The following is a 12,361-nucleotide window of genomic DNA, read 5'->3' as shown; positions in this document are numbered from 1 at the left end:
GCTTTGTAAAAAAAACTGATGAAAATTAAAATGGAGGATGAACAATGAAGAAAAATTTATTAAAAAATTTAACTGCCGTAGCATTGACATCTACAATAGTATTGTCAGGCTATGGTGCCATTTTTGGGGTAAGTGCAAAAACATTGCCAAAAGAAAATAACAAAGAAGGAGTACAGCTGATTGAAAACAATGTAAATTATATTCAGAAATCTGAAAATGGGGAGGATAAGATAGAGTACAGAAGAATAAAATTCCCATCAAGATATAGGGTTATCAGCGACTATTTAAATGTAAGATCTGGACCAGGAATAAACTATAAAAAGGTTGGAAAGCTAAAATACGGCGACGTAATTTGGGGTGTTTACGAATATGGATGGGTCAAGTTTAAATACAAAGGAAATACTTGCTTCGTCTCAATTCAATATCTAACACAGGATTAGAGGTGCGATGTTGAGTAGAATATAGCATAATATAAGGGTTGAAGTTGATGTTTTATGACTGATGAATAATTTTTCAAGCATCAACTCCAACTCTTTATTTATATTTATGACGAAAAAACTGGGAATAGCTAAATCTATTAATCATCAACGTTTTTTTATATGAATAAAGTACCGATTTAAAAAAATAAAAAAGTTTTGTTGTAACTATTGACATTACGATGATAAAATGTTAAGCTTGAGTTGTAATAATTTATATTACAACAATGAAATAAATAAGTTTTAGGAGGAAGTATTATGAAAATAGCAGTAGTTGGAGCAAATGGAAGAACAGGAAATTTGATTGTGGAAGAAGCCTTAAATAGAGGTGTAGATGTGACTGCAATAGTGAGAGGTGAAAATAAAACTAATGCCTCAAAGGTATTAATAAAGGACGTATTTGATTTAAGTAAAGATGATTTAGTGAAGTTTGACGTAGTTGTTGATGCTATAGGAGCTTGGACAGAGGATTCACTTAATGTTATACCTGATGCGGTAAAATATCTTGCTGAGATTTTGGAAAATACTGATGTTAGACTGTTGGTAGTTGGAGGTGCTGGAAGTCTTTATACAGATGAAGAAAAGACTGTAACAGTAGCTGATGCACCAGATTTTCCAGAAATATTTAAACCAGTTGCAAGTGTTCATCAAAGTGCATTAAATCATCTAAGAAAGCAAAATAATTTAAAATGGACATACGTTAGTCCTGCTGCAGACTATCAAGCCGATGGAAAGAGGAGTGGTGAATATATTTTGGCAGGAGAGTATTTTACATTAAACGATAGAGGAGAGTCAGTAATTAGTTATGCCGATTATGCAATAGCAATGCTAGATGAAATAGAGTCAGGTAATCATATCAGAGAAAGAATATCTGTATTGGGAAAATAGTCAAATTTTCCAATAAAATGATGGTTAAACTAGGCTGATGTGCTAGTTGTTGTAACATCTATTTAGTGGTATACTAATAAAGTAAAAAGAGAATATTTAGAATATAATATTTAAAACAGAAGTGTGTGTTATTGATTTTAATATTGAAAATAATAAATTAGAGGAAGAGAGATATGCAAATACCAAGTAGATTTACAATAGCTGTTCATATTTTGGCTTGTATTAGTTATTTTGATGGGCAGTATAAACTTACAAGCGATTTTATAGCAGGAAGTGTGGGTGTCAACCCTGTTATTATCAGAAAGACAATTCAACAGTTGAAAAATGCCCAATTAATTGAAGTTAAAAGGGGCGAGGGGGGTGCGAAAATTTCAAAACCGCTAGAGGATATATCCTTGTTAGATGTCTATGAGGCAGTAGAACCTACAGGAGATAAAAATCTTTTTAGTTTCCACGATTCGCCAAACCCTAACTGCCCCGTTGGAAAAAATATACATGAAACGCTAAATTCAAAGCTTGATGAAGTGCAGCTTGAAATGAAAAAAAATCTTTTTAAATACAAAATTTCTGATATAGTTAGTGAAATAAAATTAAGTGCAGGTGTGAAATGAGGCTAATATGAACCAGGATGAAAAAAGAATATACCTAATAAAAAGGTTGCTAGAGGAAGCAAAAAACTTGGATATAAAAATACCGACAAATGAAGATGATCAGAAGCAGCTTTTGAGAGCATTATTTAATATACGTGAACCGAGAGTGATTGACGACGAGTTTTTGAAAATTCAAGACGAATATTTACAAGCAGAAATAATGAAAAAAGGCGTTGTGGATATTGATAATCTTGATGAAATAGAAAAGGACATACATCTGTGGAAAGGCGATATTACACTTTTAAAAGTTGATGCAATAGTCAATGCAGCAAACAGCAGTCTGTTGGGATGCTTTTATCCAGGACATCATTGTATTGACAATGCTATTCATACATTCTCTGGTGTTCAATTGCGTTGGGAATGTAGCAAAATAATCAAAATGCAGGGGCATGGAGAAGATACAGGTCAAGCAAAAATAACTTCGGCTTTTAACCTACCTAGCAAATTTGTAATCCATACTGTTGGACCGATAATAGGAGGCAAGTTGACTCAAAATGACTGTAAATTATTGGAGTCATGCTATAGATCATGCTTGGATGTCGCTGAGGCAAATGGAGTAAAAAGTATTGCTTTTTGTTGTATATCGACGGGTGAATTTCATTTTCCAAATGACAAGGCGGCAGAAATAGCTATAAATACTGTTAGAGATTTCAAAAAAGAAAAGGGTACTGAAATGAAGGTGGTATTTAATGTTTTTAAAGAAAAAGATGAACAGATTTACAGAGGACTGTTTGGATATAAGAAGTAGTATAAGTGAAGCAACTCTATTGGAAATAAAGAAAAAAATTGATGATGCTGATGCAGTATTGGTTGGAATTGGTGCTGGAATGTCAACATCTGCTGGATTAACTTATTCAGGTGAACGATTTGATAAGTATTTCAATGATTTTAAAGAAAAGTATGGAATTACAGATATGTATTCTGGGGGATTTTATCCCTTTGAAACACTTGAAGAATACTGGGGATGGTGGAGTAGGCATATTTATTACAATAGATACGATATAAAGGCTGGAGAACCGTATTTGAAACTGTTGTCATTAATAAAAGACAAAAATTATTTTGTAATCACAACGAATGTGGATCATCAAGTTCAGCTTGCAGGATTTGACAAAATGAGACTCTTTTATACTCAAGGTGACTATGGCTTGTGGCAGTGCTCTGTACCTTGTCACAATAAAACATATGACAACGAAATAGAAGTAAGAGAAATGATTGCGAAACAGTCAGAAATGAAGATTCCGACTGATTTAATTCCCAAGTGTCCAGTATGTAATGCTCCTATGACAATGAATTTGAGAGCTGATTCAACCTTTGTTGAGGATGAAGGCTGGAATGAAGCGAAAGGAAGATATACAGAATTTTTGAAGAAGTACAGTGATAAGAAGATAGTATTTCTTGAATTAGGTGTTGGTGGGAATACTCCAGTTATAATTAAGTATCCGTTTTGGCGGATGACTGATAAGAATACTGATTCCACGTATATTTGTATAAATAAAGGTGAGGCAGTATGTCCAGACAGTATAAAAGAGCGTTCGATATGTATAAATTATGATATTTCTACAGTGTTGGAAGATTTGCATAAAAAACATCTCCCTGATAAAATGTAAGTGATTAAACAAATAAAAAAGGAGATGATTTTTGAGGAAAGTTTAGATAAAGTGTTATATTAGGTCAAAATTTGCTTTAAAGCAAAAATGATTAATAATATTACGAAGAATATCCTTCGAACTTTTTTAAAAATCTTCACATCGCTAAAAACTGTGTCTTCTAAAAATACTACTAACAGAACAAAAATGATAAAATATGTCATTGGAATCAAATCAATCCATGAGAAAAAATCATTTAAATTCAGTTTATACATTCCATAGGAATTTTTTGTTTCATTTGCAAATGTAATATTTGAAAATAAGGAAACAATGAGTGACATAGAAAGACCTAAAGACCCAAATAATTTTGTTTTTTTCTTGTAATTATGCATATTTACCCTCCATATTTTTTTACCTCACATCATAAAATAGCTACTATATAGTTTATATTATATAGTAGGGGGGAAAAAGTCAAGAATAAAGGACTAAAAATTTAGAAAAATTAAATAATGATATTTTGCAATTGAAATAGTGATTGTATTAATTAGAAAAGTGCCTTACAAGATAAACAGAATCAACAATATCTCATAAATAATAATAAAAAATTAGTAATAAATAAAAAAACTATTGACAATTAGCATTTAGGTTAATATAATAGTATTCATAATATTAATACGATAAATAAAATTCAGTGAAGAGAAGAGTAGCTATTGGATTATTTTACAGAGAACCCACATTTGGTGAGAGTGGGCATCTATGAATTTAGTGAATATGGTCTTGGAGATGTTGAATCGAATATTTTAGATTCAGACGGGTGCGCCTGTTATAGCGCTAGAGTATGATGGTACTTGAAGATAACTTTTTATATCTAGGGTACTTGGTGTACTTGATGAGGTGGTATTTGTGAAAATACCATAAATAAAAGGTGGTAACGCGAACATTTCGTCCTTTTCAACTATATAGTTGAAAGGGGCTTTTTTATTTATCAATAAATATTAAATATAAAGATTTATTGAAATTTAGGAGGAAAATATTATGACAAAGAAGCTAAGTGTAGGAACAAGATGTATTCATTCAGGAAATTTACCAGAAAATGGAGATCCAAGAGTTTTTCCATTGGTGCAGTCAACGACATTCAAATATGATTCAGCAGACTTTTTAGGAGATTTGTTTGACTTAAAAGAGGCAGGATTCTTTTATTCAAGAGTTGCAAATCCAACTGTTGCAGATTTGGAAGCGAAAATTGCAGATCTTGAGGGGGGTGTCGGTGCAGTGGCAACTTCATCAGGTATGTCAGCAATAGCATTGGCAATTTTTACACTTTGTAAATCAGGTGATCATATCGTAGCGTTATCAAATCTTTATGGTGGAACAGTAAGTTTCTTTACAAATACAGTAAAGAGATATGGAATAGATGTAACATTTGTACCAGTAAACGCACCTGATGAAGTGATTCAAGAGGCAATACAGAAAAATACAAAAGTTGTATATGGTGAAACTATCGGAAATCCAAGAGTGGAAGTGTTGGATATAGAAAGAATTGCGAATGTGGCTCACAAAAATGGAGTGCCTCTAGTAATAGATAATACTTTTGCAACGCCGATTCTGTGTAGACCATTTGAATTTGGTGCAGACATCGTACTTCACTCTACAACAAAGTATATAGATGGACATGCAAGAGCATTGGGAGGAATCGTAGTTGATGGTGGAAAATTCGATTGGAATAATGGTAAATTCAGTGATTTCGTCGAGCCGGATCCAAGCTATCATGGATTAAGCTTTGTTGAAGCATTTGGAAATGCAGCATTTTCAGTTAAAGCGAGAGTGGCATATATTAGAGATATTGGATTTGTACAAGCGCCTTTTAATGCATTTCTAACAACTCTAGGATTAGAGACACTTGCTCTTAGGATAGAAAGACATAGTAGCAATGCACAGAAAATTGCCGAATATTTGGAATCACATGATAAGGTTGAGTGGGTTAGTTATCCAGGATTGAAGAGTAATCCAACTTATGAATTAAAGCAAAAATATTTACCAAAGGGAGCAAGTGGCGTTATTGCGTTCGGAGTAAAAGGTAGTTCCGAAGATGCAAAGAAATTTATAGACAATCTTGAAGTTTTCTCTCTTGTGACACATGTTGCAGATGCAAAGAGTTGTGTGATTCACCCAGCGAGCACTACTCATAGACAGCTTTCAAAGGAACAGCTTGAAAAGGGTGGTATCACAGAAACATTAGTTAGACTTTCTGTCGGCATTGAAGATATTGAAGATTTGCTGGCAGACATAGAAAACGCATTGAGCAAGCTTTAGTATTGCGAGGAGGTAATAAAAATGCCGATAATTATACCCAAAGATTTGCCAGCATACAAGACGCTTACCGATGAAAATATTTTTATCATGGATGAACAGAGGGCTAATACTCAGGATATTAGACCTCTGGAATTAGCGATAGTAAACTTGATGCCTACAAAGGAAAAAACTGAAACACAGCTGCTGAGAAGGATATCAAATACGGCGCTTCAAGTAAATGTTGACTTTGTTCAGACGAAAACCCATGATAGTAAAAATGTAAGCAAGGAGCATCTGGAGAAATTTTACGTTTCATTAGATGATATCAGAGACAAAAAGTATGATGCGATGATTATAACAGGAGCACCAGTAGAAGAGATATCCTATGAAGAGGTAGACTATTGGAAAGAGATGACAGAAATTCTTGATTTTGCAAGGAAAAATGTTTTTTCCACACTATTTATATGCTGGGCTTCTCAGGCTGCACTATACCATTATTACGGTATTGAAAAGCATAAGTTAGATAAAAAATTATTTGGTGTCTACGAGTGTGATCTAAACAAGAATACAATACTTACAAGTGGATTTGATGAATCATTTTTTATTCCTCATTCAAGACACACATACTGCAAGCTTGAAGATATAAAAAAAGTTGATGATATAGATATTATCTCATCATCCTGTGATGTCGGTCTTAATATAGCATCTACGAAGGATGAGAGATTTATCTTTGTTGCTGGGCATGGAGAATATGATTTTGATACCTTGGAAAATGAGTATTTGAGAGATAAAAATGCGGGGCTTCCAATAGAATTGCCGAAAAATTACTACAAAAACGATGATATAAATAAAGGTGTTTCTGTGAAATGGAGAGCACATAGCAATTTGCTGTTCTCAAACTGGTTAAATTACTGTGTATATCAGAGAACTCCTTATAATATCAGCGAAATAGAAGAAAAAGCAATATAGTATACAGAATATCGATGTTATGTGGTATATTATATAGTAATATAAAAGGGGGTGATTCCGATGGAGGTGTCTGAAATATCGGTAAAAAAAGTTAATAGACAAGAAGTGTTAAAATATCTTGGCTTTAGAGGGCATGAGATTCCATCGGATGTAGACGCCCTAATTTATGAGTGTATTGAAGATATAAAGTCGTTTTCAAAGCCAAAATATATATACCAAATATTTGAAATCGACAGAGAAAAAACATCAAAACACAGAGATAGAGTGTTTCTTAAAGATACAGATTTTGTCCTAATTGGAAATGATATTAATGAAATGCTATCAGAATGCGATAGATGTGTCCTAATGGCTGTAACTTTGGGTGTTGTGGTTGACAACAAAATCAGGGTTCAACAGATACGAGATTTGACAAAATCAATAATATTAGATAGCTGTGCAAGCAGTGCAATAGAGTCTGTTTGCAATGAAATAAATGAAAGAATAGAAAAAGAATATAATGCCATAGGGCTATTTCTAACTGATAGATTTAGCCCTGGTTATGGTGATATGCCAATTAGCCAACAGCCAGATTTCTTGAGAGTGTTGGATGCCCAGAGAAAAATAGGACTGAATGTCAGTTCGAGTGGTATTATGATACCGAGAAAATCTGTAACTGCTATTATTGGTATTTCAAATAAAAAGCAGATCAAGCGTTTTGCGGGATGCGAAAATTGCAAGATGTTTATGAATTGCGAGTATAGAAAATCGGGTATATCCTGTGGTAGATTTTAATGGAGGTAATGGGATGTCAATTTCAGAGGTACTAAAAAATTCAAAATTCGTAATACTAGATGGGGCTATGGGGACGATGCTCCAAAAATCTGGTCTAAAGCTAGGAGAAAGACCAGAAATCCTAAATATTACCAATCAGGATTCTATCACGGATATTCATTTGATGTATATAAATAGTGGTGCAGATATTGTCTATACAAATACCTTTGGAGCAAATGCTCACAAGTTAGAGGGCATTGGATATTCTGTGGAAGAGGTGGTACAGGCAGGCGTAGAAGCAGCAAAAAAGGCTGTAAAAAAATCTGGTAAAAAATCTTATGTCGCATTAGATATTGGTCCAATTGGAGAATTACTGGAGCCAAACGGAACCTTGTCGTTTGAGGAAGCATATGATATTTTTAAACAGCAAATGGTAGTGGGAGAAGAGAGTGGAGCAGATTTAATCGTAATAGAGACGATGACAGATCTATATGAAGTGAAAGCTGCGATTTTGGCAGCAAAGGAAAATACTTCATTACCAGTGTTTTGCACTATGACATTTGAGAAAAATAAAAGGACGTTCACTGGATGTAGCTTGGAGGCTTTTGCAGCTACAGTGGAAGGCTTGGGTGTAGATGCTTTTGGTATAAACTGTTCTTTAGGTCCTGATGAAATCTTTCCAATGGCAAAGGTACTTTCAGAAATTTCATCGACACCACTTATAGTTAAGGCGAACGCAGGACTTCCGAATCTAAATACTGGAAAATATGATATTGATGAAAATGATTATGCTGTTTGGGCTGACAAAATAGCTCAACTGGGAGTAAAATACATAGGTGGTTGCTGTGGTACAACTCCGGATTATATCAGCAAGATAGTAGAGATATTACGAGATAGGACTCTGAAGATTAATAGAAATAGGAGAAGATCGGTTGTCTGTTCAGCCACAAATGTCGTGGAGATAGATGAAATAAAGATTGTAGGAGAGAGAATTAATCCTACTGGTAAAAAGAGATTCAAACAAGCCCTGATAGAAAATGATTTGGAGTACATTCTGGGACAGGTGATTGAACAGACGGATGCCGGTGCTCACATATTGGATGTCAATGTAGGTCTACCGGAGATTGACGAACCAAGAGTGATGACTGATGTGGTAAAGGCAATACAGTCGATATCTGATGTTCCACTTCAAATAGATAGCTCTGATTATAGAGCATTGGAAAATGGGTTGAGAGCATATAATGGAAAGCCTCTTGTAAACTCAGTTAATGGTGAGGAAAAATCATTGAAGAATGTTTTGCCACTTGTAAAAAAGTACGGTGCTGGAGTCATAGGTCTTACTCTTGATGAGAATGGTATACCACCGACTGCAGAAGGCAGACTAGAAATAGCAAAAAAAATAATGGACGAGGCTATTTCTATCGGAATACCAAAAGAGGATATATACATTGACTGTCTGACTCTCACAGTTTCTGCTGAGCAGAAAGGTGCCAGAGAAACGCTGCGAGCGATAGAACTGGTAAAAAATGAACTGGGATTAAAAACGATACTTGGAGTGTCAAATATTTCTTTTGGATTGCCAAACCGAGAACTAATAAACTCTACATTTTTGACAATGGCAATGCAAAAGGGCTTGGACTTGGCTATAATAAATCCAAATATATCTTCAATGTGCGATGTGATATCTGCATTTAGAGTGCTTAATTTAAACGATAGAGATTCAGAAGAATATGTCGAAAGGTACGCAAATTATTCAAGAGAAAAAGCATCATCTGAAACACGAAGCACACAGGATATTACTATTGAAGAGGCGATTTCAAAGGGATTAAAAGAGGAAACAAGAAATTTAACAATAGAATTATTGGAAAAAAAATCCGAATTAGAGATAATAAATGATAAATTAATACCAGCTTTGGATCAGGTGGGCTTGAGGTATGAAAAAGGAGAGATATTTCTTCCGCAACTGATAAAATCAGCGACGGCATCACAAGAGGCATTTGAAGTTATCAAAAAAAGAATTGCCAGTGTCGGTGGAGAAAGTGTATCTAAGGGCAAGATAGTGATGGCGACAGTAAAAGGCGATATACACGACATAGGTAAAAATATAGTTAAAGTGATACTTGAAAACTACGGATATCAAATTATAGATTTGGGAAGAGATGTGGATATCCAAAAAGTAGTCGACGCTGTGATAGAAAATGATGTAAAGCTTGTAGGATTAAGTGCCTTGATGACTACAACCTTGAAGAGTATGGAAGATACAATAAAGAGCCTTAGAAAAAATGCACCAAGCTGTAAAATAATGGTTGGTGGTGCTGTTTTGACTGAAGAATATGCAATGAAGATAGACGCAGATTGTTATTGCAAAGACGCAAAAAAAAGTGTTGAATACGCAAAGCTTGTACTGGGATAACAGGTAGTGAAATTTTCAATATATAGAGAGGAAAAGAAATGAGTAATGTGGATAAAATAAGGTCCAGTTTCCCACTTTTGTTTGATGGGGCGATGGGGACATATTATATAGAAAAGTCGGAAAAACCTCTACCAGAGTGTGAGATGGCGAATATTTTCGATAGAGATAAGATTTTAGATATACATAAAGAGTATTTGCGTGCTGGAGCAGCGGCATTGAAAACAAACACTTTTGGTGCTAATAGAAGATCTCTAAGGTGTACGAGAGAGATTCTTGATACAATAATTGAACAAGGCTATAAAATTGCTTTGGAAGCAGTCGATAATGTAAAAAAAGAAAATAATGATAGCTCGGAAAAATTTATCTTCGCAGATATAGGACCTGTTCCTTATGATAGCTCAGATGATGATAGCTTTTCTACTCTTGTTGAAGAATATGTGGCTATTGTGGATAAATTTTTAAATCTAGGAGCGAAGAATTTTATTTTTGAGACGTTTGACGAAGGTAGAGCACTGCATGAGGTTAGCGAATACATTAAGAATAAGTGTGATGACTCCTACATTATCGTTTCTTTTGCGATAAATCCAGATGGATATACCAGAAAGGGATATTCAGGAGAAAAGCTATTGGAAGATTTTGCTTTGGATAAAAATGTTGACTCTGTCGGATTTAATTGTATTTCTGGTCCTGGATATATACTTAGAACTGTAGATAAGATAAAAATACCAAATAAGACGATTTCAATAATGCCAAATGCATCTTATCCTACAGTTGTGAATAATAGGATTTTCTATTCTGACAACGCAAATTATTTTGCTAATACTATGCTGGATTTTTTGGATAGAGGCGTTGAAATAATAGGTGGTTGCTGTGGAACTACGCCTAGCCATATTGAAAAGCTGTCAAATAACCTAAAAAAGCATAGGATACAGTCACTAAAAGATGAAAAACCACAAGTTTTCAAAGTGAGAACAAAGCCGTCTTCAAATGTGTTTTATGATAAACTCTGTGGTGGGAAAAAGGTGATAGCAGTAGAGCTTGATCCACCGGCTGATGTCGATATAGAAAAATATATGAATTCACTAAAGCGCCTGAAAGAACTCGATGTAGATGCTGTAACAATAGCTGACTGTCCAGTTGGGCGAGCCAGAATAGACAGCTCACTGATGGCATACAAGATCAAAAATGAAGTAGGGCTAGAGCCTGTAGTTCATTTAACGTGTAGAGATAGAAATTTAAATGCAACAAAGGCATTACTTCTTGGATTAAATATAGAAAATATCAGAAATTTGATTGTTGTGACAGGCGATCCGATTCCGACGGCAGAAAAAGATGAAATTAAACCGGTGTTCAACTTCAATTCAAGACTACTTGCAAAATATATTGGAGAGCTGAATGAAAATGTATTTTCAAATAAAATGGTGATTTCAAGCGGATTAAATATTAACGCCAAAAACTTTTTGGCAGAGCTGAATAAGGCTAGAAAAAAAGTTGAAAATGGCGTAGAGGTTTTCTATACTCAGCCAGTGCTTTCAGAAAATGCCATAGAAAATATAAAAATTGCCAAAAAAGAGCTAAAGGCAAAGATAATGGGTGGAATAATACCGATAGTCAGTCATAGGAATGCAGTTTTTATGAATGAGGAGATATCTGGTATAAATGTTGATGAGAAAATTATTGCTGCATACGAAAATTTAACTCGAGAAGAAGCTGCAGAGCTGGCAGTAAGTATGAGTCTTGAATTTATTGAGCAAATCGAGGAATATGTAGATGGTCTATATTTAATCACACCATTCAACAGAGTGGAGATAATAAGAGATATTGTCAACAAATATAGAAATAAAAAATAATAATGTGATATAATCTAAGGAGCATTTATTAAAGTGCTTCTTATTTTTTTAGTAAATTATGTTGAAAGGAATTTGTGGGGACTTATTATGAATATGAAACATTTATTGGAATTTAGAAAAAATATGATATTGTTGACGGTCGCATCAGTAATCGGTATGGCATATACCTACTATTCGAATGGGGGTAGTATGGATAATGAAGGATTTACAATAGCTGCCACGCTTTCAGCTACTTTTTCATTTTGGCTTTTAGTTTCTATTGCTATTTTGGAATATAAAAAAAGAAAAAATAGTATTCAACCAGAGAAAACTAATGATAGTAAAGTGAGTTATTATGAAGAAAAAGAGAGACACAAAAAAAATAAAAGAAAGAAGAAAAATAAATAACAATTTTACAGCTAATACCTTGACTATTTCTTAATAAGATTATAAACTGTTATTTGTATAGAGTTTTTCTATAATATATTATAACAACACAATTTTGAGA

At 34.0% G+C, this 12,361-nt stretch carries 12 protein-coding genes and 1 other annotated feature; of the genes, 11 read left to right on the top strand and 1 reads right to left on the bottom strand.

Annotated elements, in window-relative coordinates:
- Window positions 1-44: 44 nt before the first annotated feature.
- The 5 genes from FYJ71_RS07705 to FYJ71_RS07685 all read left to right on the top strand — a co-directional run bounded on the left by FYJ71_RS07705 (window position 45) and on the right by FYJ71_RS07685 (window position 3,621).
- Entirely contained in the window at window positions 45-440 is a 396-nt protein-coding gene (locus FYJ71_RS07705) for an SH3 domain-containing protein (protein ID WP_154538286.1), read from the top strand.
- 294 nt (window positions 441-734) lie between these two features.
- Window positions 735-1,364 carry an NAD(P)-dependent oxidoreductase gene (locus tag FYJ71_RS07700; RefSeq protein ID WP_154538284.1) on the top strand — a complete coding sequence of 210 codons (630 nt, stop codon included), beginning with the start codon at window positions 735-737 and terminating at the stop codon, window positions 1,362-1,364.
- 173 nt (window positions 1,365-1,537) lie between these two features.
- Window positions 1,538-1,975 carry an Rrf2 family transcriptional regulator gene (locus tag FYJ71_RS07695; protein WP_154538282.1) on the top strand — a complete coding sequence of 146 codons (438 nt, stop codon included), beginning with the start codon at window positions 1,538-1,540 and terminating at the stop codon, window positions 1,973-1,975.
- A gap of 7 nt (window positions 1,976-1,982) precedes the next feature.
- Entirely contained in the window at window positions 1,983-2,762 is a 780-nt protein-coding gene (locus tag FYJ71_RS07690; protein ID WP_154538280.1) for a protein-ADP-ribose hydrolase, read from the top strand.
- Entirely contained in the window at window positions 2,704-3,621 is a 918-nt protein-coding gene (locus FYJ71_RS07685; RefSeq protein ID WP_235899104.1) for an SIR2 family NAD-dependent protein deacylase, read from the top strand. The genes FYJ71_RS07690 and FYJ71_RS07685 overlap by 59 nt, the downstream gene beginning before the upstream one ends.
- 59 nt (window positions 3,622-3,680) lie before the next feature.
- On the opposite strand, the gene FYJ71_RS07680 is transcribed toward FYJ71_RS07685, so the two are convergent.
- A complete protein-coding gene (locus FYJ71_RS07680) occupies window positions 3,681-3,992 on the bottom strand; it encodes a hypothetical protein (protein ID WP_154538278.1) in 312 nt (103 codons plus the stop codon).
- A gap of 290 nt (window positions 3,993-4,282) precedes the next feature.
- Window positions 4,283-4,553 (top strand) — a binding site (T-box leader).
- An 82-nt stretch (window positions 4,554-4,635) separates the two neighbouring features.
- Here FYJ71_RS07680 and FYJ71_RS07675 point away from each other — a divergent pair.
- The 6 genes from FYJ71_RS07675 to FYJ71_RS07650 all read left to right on the top strand — a co-directional run bounded on the left by FYJ71_RS07675 (window position 4,636) and on the right by FYJ71_RS07650 (window position 12,261).
- Window positions 4,636-5,913, top strand: coding sequence for an O-acetylhomoserine aminocarboxypropyltransferase/cysteine synthase family protein (locus FYJ71_RS07675; RefSeq protein WP_154538276.1), 1,278 nt, complete (start codon window positions 4,636-4,638; stop codon window positions 5,911-5,913).
- A 21-nt stretch (window positions 5,914-5,934) separates the two neighbouring features.
- Window positions 5,935-6,861: a homoserine O-succinyltransferase gene (locus tag FYJ71_RS07670; RefSeq protein ID WP_154538274.1), complete on the top strand. Its 927-nt coding sequence runs from the start codon at window positions 5,935-5,937 to the stop codon at window positions 6,859-6,861.
- A gap of 60 nt (window positions 6,862-6,921) precedes the next feature.
- Window positions 6,922-7,632 carry a vitamin B12 dependent-methionine synthase activation domain-containing protein gene (locus tag FYJ71_RS07665; protein WP_154538273.1) on the top strand — a complete coding sequence of 237 codons (711 nt, stop codon included), beginning with the start codon at window positions 6,922-6,924 and terminating at the stop codon, window positions 7,630-7,632.
- 13 nt (window positions 7,633-7,645) lie between these two features.
- A complete protein-coding gene (locus FYJ71_RS07660) occupies window positions 7,646-10,024 on the top strand; it encodes a homocysteine S-methyltransferase family protein (RefSeq protein WP_154538271.1) in 2,379 nt (792 codons plus the stop codon).
- Between the two features lie 38 nt (window positions 10,025-10,062).
- Window positions 10,063-11,874 (top strand): bifunctional homocysteine S-methyltransferase/methylenetetrahydrofolate reductase, encoded by a 1,812-nt coding sequence (locus FYJ71_RS07655; RefSeq protein ID WP_154538269.1) that lies wholly within the window; start codon window positions 10,063-10,065, stop codon window positions 11,872-11,874.
- An 87-nt stretch (window positions 11,875-11,961) separates the two neighbouring features.
- The gene (locus FYJ71_RS07650) at window positions 11,962-12,261 is read left to right on the top strand and encodes a hypothetical protein (RefSeq protein ID WP_195836917.1); all 300 of its coding nucleotides are present in this window, start codon (window positions 11,962-11,964) and stop codon (window positions 12,259-12,261) included.
- Window positions 12,262-12,361: the final 100 nt, after the last annotated feature.

The organism is Peptostreptococcus porci (assembly GCF_009695815.1).
GTDB classification, from domain to species: domain Bacteria; phylum Bacillota; class Clostridia; order Peptostreptococcales; family Peptostreptococcaceae; genus Peptostreptococcus; species Peptostreptococcus porci.
Note: the sequence above shows the minus strand (reverse complement) of the source record. Positions and strands in the feature narration are given on the sequence as shown.